General features: G+C 70.6%; 20 protein-coding genes. 12 read left to right on the top strand and 8 right to left on the bottom strand.

Annotated elements, in window-relative coordinates; genetic code table 11:
- Genes modA through ACQPYS_RS07475 form a run of 3 tightly spaced genes read left to right on the top strand, consistent with a single transcriptional unit; the run spans nucleotide 1 to nucleotide 2,680 of the window.
- Nucleotides 1-798: a molybdate ABC transporter substrate-binding protein gene (gene modA / locus ACQPYS_RS07485; protein WP_431938578.1), complete on the top strand. Its 798-nt coding sequence runs from the start codon at nucleotides 1-3 to the stop codon at nucleotides 796-798.
- Nucleotides 799-809: 11 nt separating this feature from the next.
- Complete coding sequence (modB, locus tag ACQPYS_RS07480; protein ID WP_433492990.1) at nucleotides 810-1,634, top strand: molybdate ABC transporter permease subunit; 825 nt, start codon at nucleotides 810-812, stop codon at nucleotides 1,632-1,634.
- The gene (locus ACQPYS_RS07475; RefSeq protein ID WP_433492100.1) at nucleotides 1,631-2,680 is read left to right on the top strand and encodes an ABC transporter ATP-binding protein; all 1,050 of its coding nucleotides are present in this window, start codon (nucleotides 1,631-1,633) and stop codon (nucleotides 2,678-2,680) included. Before modB ends, ACQPYS_RS07475 begins: the two co-directional genes overlap by 4 nt.
- 7 nt (nucleotides 2,681-2,687) lie before the next feature.
- Here the strand turns inward: ACQPYS_RS07475 and ACQPYS_RS07470 are convergent, their stop codons facing one another.
- Nucleotides 2,688-3,098 carry a hypothetical protein gene (locus tag ACQPYS_RS07470; protein ID WP_433492099.1) on the bottom strand — a complete coding sequence of 137 codons (411 nt, stop codon included), beginning with the start codon at nucleotides 3,096-3,098 and terminating at the stop codon, nucleotides 2,688-2,690.
- A gap of 122 nt (nucleotides 3,099-3,220) precedes the next feature.
- On the opposite strand from ACQPYS_RS07470, the gene ACQPYS_RS07465 reads away from it, so the two are divergent.
- From ACQPYS_RS07465 to ACQPYS_RS07455, 3 genes are all read left to right on the top strand, one after another.
- Nucleotides 3,221-4,051 (top strand): helix-turn-helix domain-containing protein, encoded by an 831-nt coding sequence (locus ACQPYS_RS07465; protein ID WP_433492098.1) that lies wholly within the window; start codon nucleotides 3,221-3,223, stop codon nucleotides 4,049-4,051.
- A gap of 191 nt (nucleotides 4,052-4,242) precedes the next feature.
- Nucleotides 4,243-4,506: a type II toxin-antitoxin system Phd/YefM family antitoxin gene (locus ACQPYS_RS07460; RefSeq protein ID WP_433492097.1), complete on the top strand. Its 264-nt coding sequence runs from the start codon at nucleotides 4,243-4,245 to the stop codon at nucleotides 4,504-4,506.
- A gap of 14 nt (nucleotides 4,507-4,520) precedes the next feature.
- Nucleotides 4,521-4,796 carry a Txe/YoeB family addiction module toxin gene (locus tag ACQPYS_RS07455; protein WP_431938582.1) on the top strand — a complete coding sequence of 92 codons (276 nt, stop codon included), beginning with the start codon at nucleotides 4,521-4,523 and terminating at the stop codon, nucleotides 4,794-4,796.
- A gap of 137 nt (nucleotides 4,797-4,933) precedes the next feature.
- On the opposite strand, the gene ACQPYS_RS07450 is transcribed toward ACQPYS_RS07455, so the two are convergent.
- From ACQPYS_RS07450 to cobC, 4 genes are all read right to left on the bottom strand, one after another.
- Nucleotides 4,934-6,097: a bifunctional RNase H/acid phosphatase gene (locus tag ACQPYS_RS07450; protein ID WP_433492096.1), complete on the bottom strand. Its 1,164-nt coding sequence runs from the start codon at nucleotides 6,095-6,097 to the stop codon at nucleotides 4,934-4,936.
- A 47-nt stretch (nucleotides 6,098-6,144) separates the two neighbouring features.
- Nucleotides 6,145-6,882, bottom strand: a complete 738-nt coding sequence (locus tag ACQPYS_RS07445; RefSeq protein WP_063036940.1) for a zinc ribbon domain-containing protein — start codon at nucleotides 6,880-6,882, stop codon at nucleotides 6,145-6,147.
- A gap of 115 nt (nucleotides 6,883-6,997) precedes the next feature.
- Nucleotides 6,998-8,119, bottom strand: coding sequence for a Nif3-like dinuclear metal center hexameric protein (locus ACQPYS_RS07440; protein ID WP_433492095.1), 1,122 nt, complete (start codon nucleotides 8,117-8,119; stop codon nucleotides 6,998-7,000).
- A gap of 88 nt (nucleotides 8,120-8,207) precedes the next feature.
- Nucleotides 8,208-9,251, bottom strand: a complete 1,044-nt coding sequence (cobC, locus tag ACQPYS_RS07435; RefSeq protein WP_433492094.1) for an Rv2231c family pyridoxal phosphate-dependent protein CobC — start codon at nucleotides 9,249-9,251, stop codon at nucleotides 8,208-8,210.
- Between the two features lie 43 nt (nucleotides 9,252-9,294).
- Between cobC and ACQPYS_RS07430 the strand changes: the two genes are divergently transcribed.
- Both ACQPYS_RS07430 and ACQPYS_RS07425 read left to right on the top strand, forming a co-directional pair.
- Complete coding sequence (locus ACQPYS_RS07430) at nucleotides 9,295-9,801, top strand: low molecular weight protein-tyrosine-phosphatase (RefSeq protein ID WP_433492093.1); 507 nt, start codon at nucleotides 9,295-9,297, stop codon at nucleotides 9,799-9,801.
- Entirely contained in the window at nucleotides 9,801-10,667 is an 867-nt protein-coding gene (locus ACQPYS_RS07425; protein WP_063036881.1) for an SURF1 family cytochrome oxidase biogenesis protein, read from the top strand. Before ACQPYS_RS07430 ends, ACQPYS_RS07425 begins: the two co-directional genes overlap by 1 nt.
- 108 nt (nucleotides 10,668-10,775) lie before the next feature.
- Here the strand turns inward: ACQPYS_RS07425 and ACQPYS_RS07420 are convergent, their stop codons facing one another.
- Complete coding sequence (locus tag ACQPYS_RS07420; RefSeq protein ID WP_433492092.1) at nucleotides 10,776-11,741, bottom strand: cobalamin biosynthesis protein; 966 nt, start codon at nucleotides 11,739-11,741, stop codon at nucleotides 10,776-10,778.
- A 229-nt stretch (nucleotides 11,742-11,970) separates the two neighbouring features.
- Here ACQPYS_RS07420 and sigJ point away from each other — a divergent pair, with 229 nt between their 5' ends.
- From sigJ to ACQPYS_RS07400, 4 genes are all read left to right on the top strand, one after another.
- Entirely contained in the window at nucleotides 11,971-12,903 is a 933-nt protein-coding gene (gene sigJ / locus ACQPYS_RS07415) for an RNA polymerase sigma factor SigJ (RefSeq protein WP_433492091.1), read from the top strand.
- A 72-nt stretch (nucleotides 12,904-12,975) separates the two neighbouring features.
- Nucleotides 12,976-13,491, top strand: coding sequence for a gamma carbonic anhydrase family protein (locus tag ACQPYS_RS07410; RefSeq protein ID WP_433492090.1), 516 nt, complete (start codon nucleotides 12,976-12,978; stop codon nucleotides 13,489-13,491).
- A 179-nt stretch (nucleotides 13,492-13,670) separates the two neighbouring features.
- Nucleotides 13,671-13,856, top strand: a complete 186-nt coding sequence (locus tag ACQPYS_RS07405; RefSeq protein WP_063036889.1) for a hypothetical protein — start codon at nucleotides 13,671-13,673, stop codon at nucleotides 13,854-13,856.
- Between the two features lie 64 nt (nucleotides 13,857-13,920).
- Nucleotides 13,921-14,538 carry a TetR/AcrR family transcriptional regulator gene (locus ACQPYS_RS07400; RefSeq protein WP_433492089.1) on the top strand — a complete coding sequence of 206 codons (618 nt, stop codon included), beginning with the start codon at nucleotides 13,921-13,923 and terminating at the stop codon, nucleotides 14,536-14,538.
- Between the two features lie 8 nt (nucleotides 14,539-14,546).
- Here ACQPYS_RS07400 and ACQPYS_RS07395 read toward each other — a convergent pair whose 3' ends face one another.
- The gene (locus ACQPYS_RS07395) at nucleotides 14,547-16,583 is read right to left on the bottom strand and encodes an Eco57I restriction-modification methylase domain-containing protein (protein ID WP_433492088.1); all 2,037 of its coding nucleotides are present in this window, start codon (nucleotides 16,581-16,583) and stop codon (nucleotides 14,547-14,549) included.
- Between the two features lie 291 nt (nucleotides 16,584-16,874).
- Nucleotides 16,875-18,308: an acyl-CoA carboxylase subunit beta gene (locus tag ACQPYS_RS07390; RefSeq protein ID WP_431938590.1), complete on the bottom strand. Its 1,434-nt coding sequence runs from the start codon at nucleotides 18,306-18,308 to the stop codon at nucleotides 16,875-16,877.
- Nucleotides 18,309-18,313 lie beyond the last annotated feature (5 nt).

Here is an 18,313-nt window from a genome sequence, read left to right as displayed (position 1 = left end):
ATGACGACGACAGTAGGGCGCGTGGTGCGCCGGATGGCCCCGATAGCCGTACTGATTACCGTGCTGGCGGGCTGCGCCGGCCAGGACTCCGGGGACGGCTCCGGCGGTTCGGGTGACGGGATCAACGGGACCGTCACCGTTTTCGCCGCGGCTTCGCTCACCGAGACCTTCACCACCCTCGGTGACCAGTTCGAACAGATCCACCCCGGGGTCGATGTGGTGTTCAGCTTCGGCGGCAGTTCGGCACTGGCCGAACAGATCGGGCAGGGCGCACCGGCCGATGTGTTCGCCTCCGCCGCACCGCGCAATATGGAGCAGGTGATCGAGTCGGGCGATATCACCGCCGGACCGGTCACCTTCGTCGGTAATCGGCTCGAGATCGCGGTGCCCGTCGGTAATCCGGGCAGTATCAGCGGCCTCGCCGATTTCGGCCGGCCCGAACCGCGGATCGCGCTGTGCGCCGAACAAGTGCCCTGCGGTGCGGCCGCCGACAAGGTGTTCGCCGCGGCCGGTGTCACCCCGCGGCCCGATACCCGCGAACCCGATGTGAAAGCCGTCCTGACCAAAGTGACACTCGGTGAGGTCGATGCCGCGCTGGTGTACCGCACCGATATCCGGGCCGCCGGCGACGAGGTCACCGGGATCGAGTTCCCGGAATCGGAGAAGGCGGTCAACGACTATCCGATCGCGCCGGTGGCGCATGCACCCAACCCGGCGGCTGCCGCAGCGTTCGTCGATTTCGTCCTGTCACCGCAGGCACGCACGGTCTTCACCACGGCCGGTTTCGATACCCCGTGAACGCCGGCCCGGTGCGGCGCCGGGCGACGGCACTACGCCGGCGCCGGGCGGTCCGGGGACGGCGGCCGATCGTCCTGGTCGCGCCCGCACTGCTGGCACTGGTGTTCCTGATCGTGCCGCTGGCCGGGCTGCTGGTCCGGGCACCGTGGCGGGATCTGCCGGAGCGGTTGGTCTCCGCGGAAGTGGGACAGGCGCTGCGTCTCTCGCTGGTGTGCGCGAGCCTGGCCACCGTGCTGTGCCTGGTGCTGGGTATTCCACTGGCCTGGCTGCTGGCCCGCGGCGATCTGCCCGGCCGCGGCCTGGTGCGGGCGCTGGTCACCGTGCCGCTGGTCCTGCCGCCGGTGGTCGGCGGGGTGGCGCTGCTGCTGGTACTCGGCCGCCGCGGGCTGGTCGGCCGCTACCTCTACGACTGGTTCGGCGTGGCGCTGCCCTTCACCACCGCGGCGGTGGTGGTGGCGGAGGCGTTCGTGGCGATGCCGTTCCTGGTGATCTCCGTGGAGGGTGCGCTGCGCGGGGCCGATCCCCGCTACGAGGAGGCCGCCGCCACGCTCGGCGCCTCCCGCCGGCTGACCTTCCGCCGCGTGACGCTGCCCTCGATCCTACCCGGTGTGGTGGCCGGGACGGTGCTCTGCTGGGCTCGGGCGCTGGGCGAATTCGGCGCCACCATCACCTTCGCCGGTAACTTCCCGGGCAAGACCACCACCATGCCGCTGGCGGTGTACCTGGCGCTGGAAACCGATCCGGCCGCGGCGATCGTGCTCAGTCTGGTGCTGCTGCTGGTCTCGGTGGTGGTGCTGGCCGCGCTCCGGGAACGCTGGCTGCGAGGCGTGCTGTGACGCTGACGGCCGAACTGCGGGTGACCCGCGGTGATTTCTCCCTCGACCTGGGGCTGCGGCTCGCCCCGGGCGAGGTCGTCGCCCTGCTCGGCCCCAACGGCGCCGGGAAGACCACCGCCCTGCGCGCCCTGGCCGGACTCACCCCGCTCACGGCGGGATCCGTCCGGCTCGACGACCGGATATGGGATGCGCCGCCGGGAGCCTTCGTGCCACCCGAACGCCGTTCGGTGGGGGTGGTGTTCCAGGACTATCTGCTCTTCGCCCACCTCGACGCGCTGGAGAACGTGGCCTTCGGCCTGCGGGCACGCGGCGTGCGGCGGGCCGCCGCCCGCGAACGGGCCGCGCACTGGCTGGACCGGGTGGGGCTGGCCGAGCACACACGCACCCGGCCGCGGGCCCTGTCCGGTGGTCAGGCCCAGCGGGTCGCACTGGCCCGGGCGCTGGCGGTCGAACCGGATCTGCTGCTGCTGGACGAACCGCTGGCGGCGCTGGACGCGGCGACCCGGGTGCGGGTGCGTTCCGAGCTGGCCCATCATCTCGGCGACTACCCCGGCCATACCCTGCTGGTCACCCACGATCCGCTCGACGCCATGGTGCTCGCGGACCGGCTCGTCATCGTGGAGGGCGGCGTGGTGGTCCAGCAGGGGCCGCCCGGCGAGGTGGCCCGTCGGCCCCGCTCCGACTATGTCGCGGACCTGGTAGGGCTCAACCTGTTCCGCGGGACCGCGGCGGGGACGCTGGTCCGGCTCGACGGTGGCGGTGAGCTCACCGTTGCCGAACCGGCCACCGGCTCGGTACACCTCACCTTCGCGCCATCCGCGGTCGGCCTGCACCCGCGGCGCCCCGACGGCAGTCCGCGCAACACCTGGCCGGTGACGGTGGCCGATCTCGAACAGCACGCCCACACGGTGCGGGTCCGGCTCGACGGAGAGATTGCGGCGCTGGCCGATATCACTCCCGCCACCGTGGCGGATCTGCGTATCCGGCCGGGATCGGAACTGTGGGCGGCGCTGAAGGCCACCGAGATCCACTGCTATCCGGCCTGATCCGCGGTCACCCGATGATCCGCCGCAGACCGGCGTACTCCAGCGCCGCGAACGCCGCGACGACCAGCGCGCCGAACAGGACGAACGCCACGCCGGCACCGGTGAGGTCGAGCAGACCGGAGAACGGCAGAGCGAGCAACCCCAGCACACAGACCGAGTTGAACACGACCACCCCCGTCGCATGCCGCGGCGAAATGACCGGGTAACCGGCGATGAGCAACAGCGCCAGCCCGCCACCGAGCATGGCGACACCGAAGGGGACCGACCATGAGGTCGGGAAACCCAGAAGATCTCGCAGCGGTACGGCGCCGGCGAGCATCAGGACACCGAAGACACCGGTGCCCCAGCCGTCCAGGCGCAGGGTGCGGCGCATCAGGTCGTCGGACGTCGTGGATGCGGACCGGGTCGCGGTGGTCATGATCGTCTGCCTCTCGGATCAGCTACTGGGGTTGCGTCCCCGACTGTGCCGCCGGATGGTCAGCGGTTCAATGACCTCCGAGGTCATGGTCACTGTGCCCCGGCTCCCGATACGCTCCCGATATGGAGGTGCGTGCGAACGGGAGCCCGTCGCGGGTCGGTGCCCTGGTGCGGGAATGGCGGCAACGGCGGCGGCTGAGCCAGCTGGATCTGGCATTGGCGGCGGGTACCTCGGCCCGGCATCTGTCATGTGTGGAGACCGGACGCGCGGCGCCGAGCCGGGAGATGGTGCTGCGGCTCTCGCAGACGCTGGAGGTGCCGCTGCGGGAACGCAATACGCTGCTGGTCGCCGCCGGATACGCGCCTGCCTACCAGGAGAGCAGTCTCGACGACGCCCACCTCGCCTCGGCCCGGGCCGCCCTGGAGCATACGCTCGCCGCCCACGAGCCCTTTCCGGCGGTAGCGGTCGACCGCTGGTGGGATGTGGTCACCGCCAATTCGGCGTTGACGGTGCTTACCGACGGCGTGCCGCCGCGTCTGCTCGCCGACCGGCCGAATGTCTACCGGTTGGTCCTGCATCCCGAGGGCCTCGCCGCCCGGCTCGCCAACCCCCGCCAGGTGCGTGGACAACTGCTGGAACGGCTGGCCCGGCAGGCCGGCACCACCGGTGACCCTCGGTTGCGTGACCTCTACGACGAGGTCAGCGGCTATCCCGCGATCGATTCCGGCCACGAGGACACCGATGGCACCGATCCCGGTCCGTTCCAGGTCCCGATCCGGGTGCGCACCCCGCACGGTGAGCTCTCCCTGTTCGGCACCATGGCCACCTTCGGCGCCCCCGCGGACGTGACGCTCTCGGAGCTGGCGGTCGAATTCTTCTATCCGCTGGACGAGTTCACGGCGCGGTTCCTCCGGGACCGGGCCGGCGCGCTCACAGCGGGCGCCCTCGGCTGAGGCTGCGGCCACAATGCGGGCGGCGCTACCCCAATCCGCCGGAGTCTCTCGCCGACAAGACCACGAGAACCGAGTGCGGGCACCAGGCTGAAGCATCCAACCTCGCTCTACGCGCCATTCCACCAGCTTCCCGACAGGAAACGGTACATAAGTGGTACGCTATCCAGTACCCCCTACCACGGAGTTATGTCATGGAAGCAATAACTACTACGGAAGCGCGAAAGAACCTGTTCAATATCGTCGGCCGAGTCGCTGCCGATCACGATGCCGTCGAGGTGGTGAGCAAGGGCGGGAATGTCGTCATTCTGTCGAAAGACGACTACGACGCTATGGTCGAAACCCAGTACCTCATGGCTTCTCCCGCCAACGCTATTCGCCTCTTGCGCAGTCTCGAGGCCGTGCAGCGTGGCGAGTACTCCGAACGGGATCTGAGCGAGTTCGACTTGAATCTGTAAGGAGCAATTCCGAGATGAGGATCGCCTTTACCGATGAAGGCTGGGAAGACTTCATGTATTGGGCGCTCAAAGAACGCAAGCAGCTCAAACGCATCGGCAATCTGATTGCCGACATCAAGCGCGATCCTTATGGGGGAATCGGCAAACCCGAACGGTTGAAGTACTTCGCCGCCAATGTCTGGTCCCGCCGCATCGACGCGGAACATCGGCTTGTCTATGCCATCGTCACCGACGATGACGAGACGACGGTGGTCGTAATGCAAGCGCGCTACCACTACGGCAACAAATAAAAGCGGGAAAGGAGACCGGCCCGCCGAACGTCGCGGGCCGGTCCGACATGTGCCCCTCCGGCCGATCGATACCACGCACCGAAGCACGCACGAGCCGCTACATCAACGGCGACACCAGGGCGGTCCGCCGACCGACGTCAGAGATAGCTCGTATCGTTGACCAGCCGCACCGACGAACCACCATCGGGATAGAACTCCGCGAGCGACAGCGATGCCAGGTCCAGGTGCAGGCGGTAGAGCAGCGACGGGCCGACACCCAACGCCAGCTGTAGCAGCGTTTTGATGGGTGTCACATGGCTGATCACGACGACATTCGCCCCGGGATACCGCGCGACGAGGTCGCGGCGCACCGCCTCCACCCGTTCCCGGACCGCGTCGAAGCTCTCGCCGCCGGGGGCCGGCAGCGACGGATCGCCCAGCCAGCGGGCGTGCAGTTCCGGATCGCGTTCGGCGGCCTCCCGGAAGGTCAGGCCCTCCCAGTCGCCGAAATCGGTTTCGGTGAGACCCTCGACGACCCGCACCTCGATACCGAGCGTGGCGCCGGCCGCCTCGGCGGTTTCCCGGGCCCGGCCCAGCGGTGAGGTCACGATCGCGGCGATATCGCCCTTGGCGGCCAGCATTTTCGCCGCCCGGGCCGCCTGTTCCCGGCCCACGGCGGTGAGCGGCGGGTTGCCGCGCCCGGAATAGCGCCGCTGCACCGACAATTCGGTCTGGCCGTGCCGCAGGAGCAGCAGCCGGGTCGGGCGACCAGCCGCACCGGTCCAGCCCGGGCCGGAGCCGGCCAGGCGGGCCGACGCGCTCTGCGAGTCCACGGCCGGATCGGCGACCTCGGCGGGTGGCGCGGGCCGCGCGATAGCGGCCGGGTCGGCGGCGTGCACCTCCTCGACCAGCTTGCCGTCGTCCATGGCCTCGTTGGCCAGCCGGTCGGCATGGGAGTTCTCCGCACGCGGGATCCAGCGGTAACTCACCTGATCGAAGTCCGCCGCCAGCCGGCGCGCGCGATCGGCGAGCGGAATCAGCGCCGCGTGTTTGATCTTCCAGCGGCCCGACATCTGCTCGACCACGAGTTTGGAGTCCATCCGTACCGCGACCACCCGGGCCCCGAGTTCGGCGGCCGCTTCCAGTCCGGCGATCAGCCCGCGGTATTCCGCGACATTGTTGGTCGTGACGCCCAGGGCCTCCCGGCGCTCGGCGAGCACGCGCACCCGGTCGGCGTCGAACACCACCGCCCCGTAACCGGCCGGGCCCGGGTTACCCCGGGATCCCCCGTCGGCTTCGACGATGACCTCGCGCACGCTCATTTCGGCCTCCCGCTCCCGCTACTCGGACCCCGCTGTCCGGCGCGGTCTCACAATCCGGATTCTTTGGTCCGCACCAGCACCGCACCGCATTCCGGACAGCGCACCACCTGATCGGGCGCGGTTTTCGTGATCCGGGCGATCTCGCCGCGGTCCAGTTCGATCCGGCAGGCTCCGCAGCGCCGGGCCTGCAGCAGCGCCGCGCCGATTCCGTGCGCGGCGCGCTGCCGGTCGTAGACGGCCAGCAGATCCTCCGGGAACACGCCGACCAGTTTCGCGCGATCTGTTTCGCAGCGCTGCTGGGCGACGTCGAGATCGGCGACTGCCTCGTCGCGGCGACTACGGGCGGCGGCGAGTTCGGTCTCGGTGCGGTCCAGCCGGGCACCGGCGTGTTCGTGATCGGCGGCGGAGGCTTCGCGACGTTCCATCACCTCGAGCAGATCGTCCTCGAGCACCGAGCGGCGCCGTTCCAGGCTCGCCAGCTCATGCTGTAGTTCGGACAGCTGTTTCGCCCCGACCGAACCCGCTTCCAGGACGCCGCGGTCGCGGTCCTCGCGTTTACGGACCGCCTCGATCTCACCCTCGAGTTTGCGGATATCGCGGTCGAGATCGTCCAGCACGATCTCGACGGCCACGGCCGCGTCCTTGTGCGTGTTGCGTTCGGCCTCGAACCGGTCGACCTCCTGTTGTTCGGGAAGGACGCTGCGCCGGTGCGCGATCCGGGTCAGTTCGGTGTCGACCTCGGCGAGACGCAGCAGTTGGGCCTGAATCGATGGTTCGACATTCAACGCGAACGAACTCCCTGCACGCTGTGGACGGATAAGAACGTCCACCGTACTCCGCGCGGCGGCGGCGGTGTCGCCGACCGGTCCCAACCCCCTGCCGCGTACCCGGCCGCCGCGGTCAGCCGCCGCAAGCGACCGTCCACGGATCGGTGCGCACGGTGGACACTCGCGTCTCCAGATCCGGCAGGCCGTCCCGGACCACCGCGGCGGCCTGCGCACACCACGGGAACTCGGTCGCCCAGTGGGCCGCATCGATCAGCGCCGGACCCGAGCGGCGCAGATGCTCGTCGGCGGGGTGATGACGCAGGTCGGCGGTGAGATAGGCGTCGACGCCGCGGCGGGTGGCGGTATCGAGCAGGGAGTCGCCCGCTCCACCGCAGACGGCCACGGTGCGCAGTATCCGGTCGGGATCGCCGGCCGCCCGCACGCCCCAGGTCGTCGCCGGGAGAGCCGCGGTGGCGCGGGCGGTGAACTCGCGCAGCGTCAGCGGTTCGGTGAGTGTGCCGATGCGGCCCAGGCCCTGCTTTCCGGTGAGCGCGGCCCGTTCGGTCACGTGGAAGGCGGGCTCCTCGTAGGGATGCGCCGACCGCAGCGCCGCGAGCACCCCGGCCCGCGCACCGGCGGGAGCGACGACCTCGAGCCGGTCCTCGCTCACCCGGGCCAGTTCGCCGACCGTGCCGACCGCCGGGTTCGCACCCTCCAGCGGCCGGAACTGACCGGTCCCGGTGACCCGCCAGGCCGCCTCCCGATAGTCGCCGGTGCCGCCCGCGCCCGCGGCGAACAGCGCCGCCAGCACCGCGTCGGCCTGCTCCGGCGGCACCTGGACGGTCCACTTGTCCACCGCCGTCACGGGTTTCGGATCCAGTGGGCCCGTCACGGTCAGCCCGAGGGCCGCGGCCAAGGCGTCGGAGACGCCGGGGTCGGCGGAATCGGCGTTCGTATGCGCGGTGAACAGGGCGCAGCCCGCGCGGATCAGCCGATGCACCAGCGCGCCCTTGGGCCGGTCGGCCGAGACACTGTCGACACCGCGCAGCAGCAGCGGATGGTGGGCCACCACCGCCTGGGCGCCCCACTGCACCGCCTCGTCCACCACGGCGGCGGTGACATCGACGGTGAACAGCACCCGGCGCACGACCTCCGCGGGATCTCCGCAGACCAGACCCACCGAATCCCACGGTTCGGCCAGCCCCGGCGGATAGGCCGTCTCCAGCGTCGCGACGAGTTCGGCAAGGGTGGCCACGGCACACCTTTCTCTCGGGGTTTCTCCGCGACAATCATGTCGCGCGTACACGGATCCGGCGCGGTGGGCCCGCCACCGGCACCGGACGTCAGACCAAGCGGCCGGCATTGCCCAGCGCCGCCACCAGGCGGTCGACCTCGGCCGACGGCCGGACGGCCACCCGTACATGCTCCGGCCCCAGGCCGGGGAAGGTATCGCCGCGCCGCACCGCGATCCCGTGCCGGCGCAGGTATTCACGCAAGATCTCCCCGTGTTCCACCTCGAGCAGCAGGAACGGTGCGGCCGCCGGGGTCTGCACCGCGACCCCGGCGCCGACCAGGCGCTCGATCATCGCCGCGCGGTCACCGCTGATCTCCAGCGCCCGCGCCGCACTCTCCGCGAGGGCACGCGGTGAGGCGGTGGCGGCGATCGCGGCGAGCTGCAGCGTGCCCACCGGCCAGTGCGCCCGGCCCCGGACCAGCTGCCGCAGCACCTCGGGTGCCCCGAGCAGATATCCGCAGCGCAACCCGGCCAGTGCCCAGGTCTTGGTGAGACTGCGCAATACCAGCAGCCCCTCCCCTGCCTCGCCCGCCAGCGACTCCGTTTCCCCGGGCACCGCGTCCATGAATGCCTCGTCCACCACGACGACCCGCCCCGGGCGCAGCAGGGCGCGCACGACGTCGGCCGGGTGCAGCACGGAGGTCGGGTTGGTGGGGTTGCCGAGCACCACCAGGTCTGCCTCTTCCGGGATCAGGGCGGGGTCCAAGGCATAGGGCGGTTCCAGTAGCACCCGGTGCACCGGGACACCGGCCTCGCGCAGGGCGAGTTCGGGCTCGGTGAACGACGGGTGTATCACCGCCGCCAGCCGGGGCGCCAGCCGCGGCAGCAGCGCGAACCCCTCGGCACCGCCCGCCAGGGGCAGCACCTGATCGGCCGCCAGCCCGTGCCGGGTCGCCACCACCTCCCGGGCATGCCGCTCGTCGGCGGCGGCGGGGTACCGGCCCACGGAGTCCAGGGCGGCGACCAGCCGGTCACGTAGCCAGCGTGGGGGCGCGGTGCCCTGCACGTTCACCGCGAAATCGAGCAGACCCGGCTGGGCTTCCACATCACCGTGATGACGCAGCCCGGCGAAATCGACATGTTCGGTGAGCATGAGACGCACCCTACGTGGCGCGCGGGCGTATCGACCCGCCACAATGGCTGTCGTGGGTGAGCTGCACATATCGTTCGTCTGTACCGGCAATATCTGCCGATCGCCGATGGCGGAGAAGATCGCGCTGGCGCATCTGTCCCGGGCCGGGCTCGACGACCGGGTACGGGTCAGCAGTGCGGGCACCCACGACTGGCATACCGGGGCCGATGCCGACCCGCGCACCACCGAAACCCTGCGCCGTCACGGCTACCCCACCGGGCACCGGGCCGCCGGTTTCGGCGCCGAGCACGCCGACGCCGACCTCGTGGTTGCCATGACCACCGAACACGACCGCGACCTGGCCGTCCGCGGTATCCCCCTCGAACGCCGCCGTCTGCTGCGCAGTTTCGACCCGCACGCCGACGGCACCGACGTGCCGGATCCGTACTACGGCGACATCGCCGGCTTCGAGCTCGTTCGCGAGCAGATCGAGGCCGCGCTCCCGGGCCTGCTGACCTGGGTCCACGCCACGCTCGCCGCCAGAGCGCCGGTGACCGGCGGTGCGGCCTGATGCGCCGCCTCGCCTTCCTGCTGCGTCCCGGCTGGCTGATCCTGGCCGCGGTGGTGGTCGCGTTCGCGTACCTGTGTTTCACCGTGCTGGCCCCCTGGCAACTCGGCAAGAACGAGTCCACCTCCGAACGCAACCAGCTGATCGCCGATTCGGTGCACGCCGATCCGGTGGCGGTCACCGGGGTTCTCGACGGCACGGCGGCGGACGCGGCCACGGAATGGCGGAAGGTCTTCGCCGAGGGCAGCTACGTACCCGATTCGACCGTACTGGTCCGCCTGCGGCATCTCGACGGCGCGCCCGGTTTCGGTGTGCTGTCCGCGTTCGCCCTCACCGACGGCCGCACCCTGCTCGTGGATCGCGGTCTGGTGGCGGCGGTCGACGGATCGCAGCCACCGCCGATCGACGCCGCGCCGTCGGGCGTGCAACGGATCGAGGGCCGGATCCGGGTCTCCGAGAACGTCGACCCGCAGCGCGCACCCACGGCCCAGGACGGCGTCCCGCACGTCTATTCGATCGATGTCCCGCAGGAGACCACGGTCCTGGGACTACCGCTCACCCCGCTCCCGGTCGGCGAGCGCGGTTCCTATCTGCAGCTGTCGCAGGACCAGCCGGGCGCATTCACCCCGGTACCGCTGCCCCAGCTCGACGCGGGCCCCTACCTCTCCTACGGGCTGCAATGGCTGGCATTCGGCATCATGGCGCCGCTGGGCCTGGGTTATTTCGCCTGGGCCGAGATCCGCGAACGCCGTAGGCAGCGGCCCGCGGCGAAGGCCACGTCCGATCCCGAGGAGTCGGGGCCGGCCGGCCCCGAACCGGTCACCACCGAGGCCCGTCTGGCCGACCGGTACGGCCGCACCCGCCCCTGACCGTGCACCGCGCACGGGTGCGCGGTGCTGCCGCGCGGCCGTGGAGCCCGTAACGCCCGCGGCCGGAACCTCGCGCATCGAACCACCCGCACTGTTCGAACCTGCGGGCTACCCGGCCAGAGCCCGGGTGCGAGGAGCGCGCAACCGCTCCCACAGCCCCGCGCTCGACACCGCGACCGCCGCCGCCGCAACCACTGCCGCGTACTGCACCAGTTCGGACAACCGCACGGCCCGACGCAGATCACCGACCGTCGGCGCCGGCCCCGCGCCCAGTTCCGGCCGCTGCTCGACCCCGTGCCGGTATTCGGTGCGCCCACCGAGGCGCACCCCGAGCGCCCCGGCCGCCGCCGCTTCCACCACCCCGGCATTCGGACTCGGATGCTTTCCGGCATCCCGGCGCCAGGTCCGCAGTACCGTGCCGGGCCGGCCGCCGACCAGCGGCGCCATCAGCGCGGTGAGCAGCCCGGTCGCCCGGGCGGGTAGCAGATTCGCCAGATCGTCCACGCGCGCGGCCGCCCACCCGAACCGCCGGTAACGCTGGTTGCGATAGCCGATCATGGCGTCGAGGGTGTTCACCGCCCGATAGCCGAGCAGTCCGGGCACTCCGGCCACCGCGCCCCACAGCAGTGGCGCGACCGCGGCGTCGGAAGTGTTCTCGGCGATCGATTCCAGGGCCGCTCGGGCCAGACCGTCCGCGTCCAGCGCCGCCGGATCGCGTCCGCACAGGGCGGGCAGCAGTTCGCGGGCGGCGGCGAGGTCCCCGGTCTCGAGCCGGTCGGCCATCAGTTGCCCGGTACGGGCGAGGCTGCGGCCCCCGAGCACCGTCCAGGTCGCCGCCGCCACCGGTACGGCACCGCCCCGGCGCAGCGCCGCGCCCAAGCCCACCACAGACCCCACCAGCGCCAGTTCATGCACCATCCCCGCCCGGCGTTGGTCGGCATACGTCACCGTCTCCACCGCCGCGGCCACCATCCCGAATCCTGCCACCGGATGCCCGCGCCGCGGGTCCCCGACCGCCCGATCGATGGCGAAGCCGATCAGCAGACCCGCCGCGGTCGAAACACCTCTGCGCACCGGGTGAGCGTATCCAGGCCCGGCCGGCGGTCCGTGCCGGGGACGATCGGGGCCGGAGTTCCCACGCCAGGTACCCACGCCGACAGGTGGCGCCCGCGCGACCGGATACGGTCGTCGGCAACACCACCCGGCGACCGGGACGCACCGATGTCACATATCGGGCGCGCCCGTCGTCGACTCGGCGAGACCATTGCCCGCCCGCCGGGCATCGACCGAACGGGGAGCCGCAGTGACCGACCGAACAGAATCCGCCGAACTGGCCCGGCGTTTCGAAGAACTGCGCCCCTACCTGCGCCGCCTCGCCTACAGCACCCTCGGCAGCCTCAGCGACGCCGACGATGTGGTGCAGGAGGCGTGGCTGCGGCTGCAGCGGCAGCAGGAGTCCGGTGGGGCGCCCATCGACAATCTGCAGGCGTGGCTGACCACGGTCACCGGCCGCCTGGCCCTCGATCAGCTCGGTTCGGCGCGGAGGCGGCGCGAACAGTACGTGGGTGAGTGGCTACCCGAACCCACGGTGACCGACTGGGAGGATCCCGCGGACCGGATCTCCCAGGACGAGCGGGTCACCATGGCGCTGCTGGTGGTCCTGGAATCGCTGTCACCGGCCGAACGCACCGCGTTCGTCCTGCAGGACGTGTTCGGGATGTCGGGCCCGGAGGTGGCCGAGGTGGTGGGCCGCACCCCCGCCGCGGTCCGGCAGCTCGCCTCGCGCGCCCGCAAACGGGTCGAGGACGGGACCCCGCGCTTCCCGGCGTCCCCTCGCGAACAAGAGAAGGTGGTCTCGGCCTTCGCGGTGGCCTGGCGGTCCGGCGATCTGGGCGCGTTGCTCGGGGTGCTCGACGACCGGGTCACCCTCACCGCCGACGGTGGCGGCAAGGTGCCCGCCATCCGTAAACCGGTCACGGGCGCCGAGGTCATCGCGAAGATGCTGCTCGGCTGGTACAACGTGCCCACCGCCGCGGGCGGCTGGGGCCGGACCATCGAGGTCAACGGTATGCCCGGACTGCTGGTGTTCGACGGCCGGCACCACGGCGTGTTCTCCTTCACCGTCGACGACGGCCGCATCACCGCCCTCCATGTCGTCCGCAATCCGGACAAGCTGCGTGACCTGCCCGCCGACGCCGGGCCGGAATGGATTCTGCGTGACTCCGGCGAGAGCTGAGGGCACCCCGCCGGCGGGGCACGGTCCCCACCGCCTCGCCGGGCACCGGAATGGGCGGGTTAGGTTGCGTATATGAGGATCGAAGTCAGTGGCCATCGCCCCGAAATAGACGAGACCGCCTGGATCGCGCCCACTGCGAACGTGATCGGCCGGGTGAAGCTCGGGGCCGAGGTCAGCATCTGGTACAACGCGGTCCTGCGCGGTGACAGCGAACTGATCACCGTCGGGGAGCGCAGCAATATCCAGGACGGCTGCGTATTGCACGCCGACCCGGGCTTTCCGGCCACCGTGGGCGCCGGGGTCTCGGTCGGGCACAATGCGATCCTGCACGGCTGCACGGTCGAGGACGACTGCCTGATCGGGATGGGCGCGACCGTGTTGAACGGCGCGGTGATCGGCCGGGGCAGCCTCATCGCGGCCAACGCGCTGATCCCCGAGGGCGCGCGGATTCCGCCCGGTTCGCTGGTGGCCGGGGTGCCGGGCAAGGTCCGCCGCGAACTCACCGCGGAGCAGCAGCGCGGGGTGGAGCTCAATGCCATGGTGTATCTGCACCATATGTCCGAGCATCGGTCGGCGAAGGAGATCTGACCGCGCCGCCCGCCACCCGGACATTTTGTTGGACAAGCGTCCAGTAGGTGACTGATACCATGGGAACACGTATCCGGGGAGACGGGTCGGACCCGAAACCCGCTGTCCTGCAAGGCGTCGGTGTTTCGGGCGACCCGTACAGGTGGGCACGGCGTCGTGCCCGGCAGGAGGTATGACGGGTGGCGTGCGAGCAGTCCGAAACGCGCCGGTCGGCCGGGCGGGTGAGCGTGGCGGATATCGCCGCGCAACCAGGAGGTATCGAGGCCCTGCGGCGCAGAGTCCACGAACTGCGTTCCCGAGGAGTCGATTTCGCGGCCAACGCGATCGAACACGAGATGGCCGAACTCGATCTGCGGCCGGAGTGATACCCAGCACGAAACCAATGCGCAGGTCACCGGCGCATCCGGTGTCGGATAAGGTGTGAGAACCATGTCGCCCGTACCGCCGATTCTGCAACGCATCCTGACCGAGCCGCCCGCCGACAGCGGGAAAGTGCTCGACAGCGCGCTCTCGGCATTCTTGGATTTCGGGATCAAACGCACCAGTATGGGCGAGATCGCCCGCCGCGCCGGTATCAGCCCCGCGACCCTCTACCGTCGCTTCGAGTCCAAGAACGACTTGGTCGAAGCGGTCACCGTCCGGGAAGCGCAGCGTTTCGTCGCCAAGATCGACAACCGGGTGCGCACGGTGGCCGGCTCCGAGGACCAGCTCGTGGAGATCTTCGTCGCCTTCATCTCCGCCATCGCCGGCAACCCGCTCCTGATCCGGTTGTTGCGCACCGAACCCGATCTCGTGCTGCCCCGGCTCACCACCGAAGCCGGCCCGATCCTGGCCGTCGGCCGCACCTATCTGGCCGCGAAACTGCGGGAACTGCACGACAGCGGCAACGATTACGATCCGGACCTGGTCGCCGAGATCATGGCTCGCCTGGCGCTGTCGCTGGCGCTCACCCCCGACGGCCTGATCCCCATCCAGGACGAGGCCGCCGGCCGCGAATTCGCCCGCCGCACCTTACTGCCCATGGTCGCCTGGCACAGCCCGAGCTGACCCGCTCATCACGCGAACGCCCGGTCCACCAGCTCGTCCAACTCCGCTTGGCCCACCGGTCCCGACTCCGGTTCCGCGGCCAGCTCCCGCACCCGGTGCACGATCGCGAGCGCGGCCGAGGTTCCCGGATGCGGTAGCGGCAACCGGGAGACGTATTGGGTGATCCAGCGCCGCCGGCCCGAATAGAGCCGGTTGCCGCAGACCGCGTCGTAGTAGCGCAGTCCCAGCGACGAATTCGCGATACCCATCATCAGACAGGCCATATCTTCGGCGCCGGCATCCCCGCCCAGGTCCGCCAGCGAAATCCAGTAGCAGTCGCCATTGACCACCGCGCCGGACCGATCCAGCGCGAATCGCGGCCGGTCGCTGATATCCGGGAACACCACCTTGGGAGTCCGCCACAGATGCGGCCGCTGCGGCACCCAGTGCTCGAACCATTCCCGGCCCGCGCCGGTGAGATAACCCCGCGCCGCCAGCGCCTCCCGGTGCTGCTCGAGGTAGGCCGCGGTCCGCGGATACCGCGTCAGATCCACCGGCACCCGGTGCGTGCGCGTGAGGTCGTACGGATACAGCACCCTGGTGTGGCGGGTCCGATCGATCCGCCACGGCCGCAGATCGTGATGGGTGATGAGGTCGCGCAGCAGTTCCGGTTCGGCCGCCGGATCACCCCAGTGCGCCGCGATGAAGACCTTGTCCGCATTGGTCTTGATCCCCACCCGGATACGCCCCAGGTCACCGAAGGTGCGCCACATCCGGGCGGCGACCCCGCGCAACCAGTCGTCGTGCCCCGCCCGCGACATCCGCCATCCCATCGTTGCCGCCGCCGCGCCGGATTCGGTCGCCAGCTCCCCCACCGTCACCGCGAACCGGCGGCCCTGTCGCCACACCGTCGCATCGCCGGCTCCGTCCAGGGCCGCGAACAGTTCCCGCTCCTCGTTCGCGGCGCCCGAAACGGAGTCCGGTCCGCGGACCCGCTTTCCGGCTCGAGTATCCGCCCCGCCACCGGCCGCGCTCTCTGCTCCCCGCCACCGCGGCGCCGGATCCGGAGGATCGCCCTCCAGCGGTCCGCCCCGACGCGGAGACAGCACGGCCCGCACGGCGCCTTTCTCGCCCGCACCTCCCGACCCCGCACCTTCCGGATCCGCGCCGTCCACACCAGCGGCTTCCGAGACCGCACCGGCCGGCGCCGCAGCTTCCAGATCCGCGGCCTCCAGATCCGCGGCCTCCAGATCCGCATCATCCGACCCCGCGGCGTCCAGGCCTCCGTCTTTTACACGCGCACTTTCCGGTTCCGCAGTTTCCGTGCCCGCGGACCCCGGGGCCGGAGCGATCCCGCCCTCCTCCTCGTAGACCGAGACATACCGGCACTCCCCCCGCGCCGCGCCGCGCACGGCGATCGTCACCGCCGGCAGTACCGCCGCCTCGAACAGCTTGGTGTCGCCCAGGTCGTACAGTTCCACCGGCGTCAGATCGGTCAGCAGCAACGCCCGCAGATTGGCCCCCGCCTTCGTAGTCAGGAACCGATTCGCGCACAGCAGACCCAGTACCCCGCCCGGCATCATCAAGCGCGGCAGCGCCGCGACGAACGGATGTGTCAGATCGATCCGCCCCTGTAACCCGAACTGCCCGCGCAGCGCCTGCGCCGCTGCCCCACCCAACTGCTGGGTCCGGACATACGGCGGGTTGGCGATCACCGCGTCGAACGATTCGTCCGGCAGTCCCGCACAGTCGGCCAGGAAATCCGATTGCCGCCATTCGGCCTCCACCCCCGACCCCGCGGCCCGCCGCCGCGCGAGCGCCAATCCCGCCGGGTCCAGGTCGTAGCCCACCAGCTCGACCGGCACTCCGGCCAGCCGCCCCGCCAGCGCGTCCCTGATGGCGAACAACAGCTCCCCGGACCCGCAGGCCGGGTCCAGCACCCGCACCGGCCCGGTCGAGTCGACCCGCGCGGCCACCCGCCCGGCCAGGAAACCCGCAAGCGTCGCGGGCGTGTAGTGCCGGCCATGACGTTTACGCTCGCGAGCCCCCGCTCCATCGCGTCCCATCAGCGCATTGTCGTCGACCGGACCCCTAGACCAGACGCTTTCGGAGGAAGTGCGCCCTGTGGGCGCGTTCCTACGCCGACCGCGACCCACCCGGAAGCGGGTCCACATGCCGACCCCTGCGTCGAATCGCGACGCAACCCCCTGCGTCGAGTTTTGCGAGACACCTCAAAGGGTTGAGGCCCGTCTCGCCGTTCAGCTGTCGAAGTGCATGCGCCGTAGGCGCGAGTCTCGACGGCTGAACGGCGAGACCAAGGGGGCCTCAACCCCGCGACGCCGCAGGCGGCGCCAAAATTACAGCGGGATGTTCTTGTGGTGGCTGGCCCGGCAAGGCGCCGCCGCCAGCGCGGCCGCGATCTTGCTGCGCGTATGCGCCGGGTCGATGACCTCGTCGACCACCCCGATCGACACCGCCCGCTCCACCCCGCCGGCGATGGCCTCGTGTTCGGCGGTGAGCCGTTCGTGCAGCGCTTCCCGCTCTTCTTCCGGCGCCGCGGCCAGGGCTTTCTTGTGCAGGATCCCGACCGCGGCTTTCGCGCCCATCACCGCGACCTCCGAGCCCGGCCAGGCGTAGACCGCGGTGGCGCCGAGGGAGCGGGCGTTCATGGCGATGTAGGCGCCGCCGTAGATCTTGCGGGTGACCAGCGTGACCCGCGGGACCCGGGCTTCGGCGAAGGCGTGCAGCAGTTTGGCGCCGCGGCGGACCACACCGTCCCATTCCTGGCCGACGCCGGGCAGGTAGCCGGGGACATCGGTGATGACGACCAGCGGGATGCCGAAGGCATCGCAGAGGCGCACGAACCGGGCGGCTTTCTCGGCGCTCTTGGAGTCCAGGCAGCCGCCGAGCCGCAGCGGGTTGTTGGCCAGAACGCCGACGGTGCGGCCGGCCAGGCGGCCGAGGCCGGTCACCATGGAGCGGGCGTAGCCGCCCTGGAGTTCTTCGAAGCTGGATTCGCCGTCGACATTGTCGAGCAGTTCGTGGACCAGCGGTTTGACGTCGTAGGCGCGTTTGGCCGAGGCCGGGAGCATGGCCTGCAGGTCGATATTGCCGTGTTCGGCGGCGACGAGGTCGAATTCGCCCTGTTCGGCGAACATCGAGACCAGGCGGCGGGCGCGGTGCACGGCGTCGGCTTCGTCGTCGGCGACGATATGGGTGACGCCGGATTTCTTGCCGTGGGTTTCCGGGCCGCCGAGGGTGGCCATATCGACCTGTTCGCCGGTGACGCTGCGCACCACATCGGGGCCGGTGACGAAAACGCGACCTTCGGGGGCCATGATCACGATATCGGTGAGCGCGGGGCCGTAGGCGGCGCCACCGGCCGCGAAGCCGAGTACCACCGAGATCTGGGGGACCCGGCCGGAGGCGCGGACCATGGCCTCGAAGACCTGGCCGACCGCGTGCAGGGCCTCCACACCTTCGGCGAGCCGGGCGCCTCCGGAATGCCACAGGCCCACCACCGGCGCGCCGGAATCGATGGCGGTGTCGATGGCGTCGACGATATGCCGGCAGCCCTCCACGCCCATGGCGCCACCCATCACGGTGGCATCGGAGCAGTAGGCGACGGTGCGGACGCCGTCGACCTCACCGACGGCCGCGAGCACACCCGACTTGTCGCGCGCGTGCAGCGGCAGCACGGTGCCGGGGTCGAAGAAGCGTTGGAGCCGCCCGAGGGGATCACGCGGATCGGTCGCAGTTTCCTGATGGCGGGCCGGAGCGATAGTCGTCATCGCGT

The organism is Nocardia grenadensis, assembly GCF_050942415.1.
In the GTDB taxonomy this organism is placed as follows: domain Bacteria; phylum Actinomycetota; class Actinomycetes; order Mycobacteriales; family Mycobacteriaceae; genus Nocardia; species Nocardia grenadensis.
This window is presented reverse-complemented; position numbering and strand designations above follow the sequence as displayed.

Excerpts from the sequence above, each read along its gene's own strand:
- ACQPYS_RS07430 (WP_433492093.1), top strand. The coding sequence starts at position 9,295 with ATGGCTGTCGTGGGTGAGCTGCACATATCGTTCGTCTGTACCGGCAAT.
- ACQPYS_RS07400 (WP_433492089.1), top strand. The coding sequence starts at position 13,921 with ATGTCGCCCGTACCGCCGATTCTGCAACGCATCCTGACCGAGCCGCCC.
- ACQPYS_RS07425 (WP_063036881.1), top strand. The coding sequence starts at position 9,801 with ATGCGCCGCCTCGCCTTCCTGCTGCGTCCCGGCTGGCTGATCCTGGCC.
- ACQPYS_RS07410 (WP_433492090.1), top strand. The coding sequence starts at position 12,976 with ATGAGGATCGAAGTCAGTGGCCATCGCCCCGAAATAGACGAGACCGCC.
- ACQPYS_RS07465 (WP_433492098.1), top strand. The coding sequence starts at position 3,221 with ATGGAGGTGCGTGCGAACGGGAGCCCGTCGCGGGTCGGTGCCCTGGTG.
- ACQPYS_RS07450 (WP_433492096.1), bottom strand. The coding sequence starts at position 6,097 with ATGAGCGTGCGCGAGGTCATCGTCGAAGCCGACGGGGGATCCCGGGGT.
- ACQPYS_RS07395 (WP_433492088.1), bottom strand. The coding sequence starts at position 16,583 with ATGGGACGCGATGGAGCGGGGGCTCGCGAGCGTAAACGTCATGGCCGG.
- ACQPYS_RS07470 (WP_433492099.1), bottom strand. The coding sequence starts at position 3,098 with ATGACCACCGCGACCCGGTCCGCATCCACGACGTCCGACGACCTGATG.
- ACQPYS_RS07455 (WP_431938582.1), top strand. The coding sequence starts at position 4,521 with ATGAGGATCGCCTTTACCGATGAAGGCTGGGAAGACTTCATGTATTGG.
- cobC (WP_433492094.1), bottom strand. The coding sequence starts at position 9,251 with ATGCTCACCGAACATGTCGATTTCGCCGGGCTGCGTCATCACGGTGAT.
- ACQPYS_RS07390 (WP_431938590.1), bottom strand. The coding sequence starts at position 18,308 with ATGACGACTATCGCTCCGGCCCGCCATCAGGAAACTGCGACCGATCCG.
- ACQPYS_RS07460 (WP_433492097.1), top strand. The coding sequence starts at position 4,243 with ATGGAAGCAATAACTACTACGGAAGCGCGAAAGAACCTGTTCAATATC.
- modA (WP_431938578.1), top strand. The coding sequence starts at position 1 with ATGACGACGACAGTAGGGCGCGTGGTGCGCCGGATGGCCCCGATAGCC.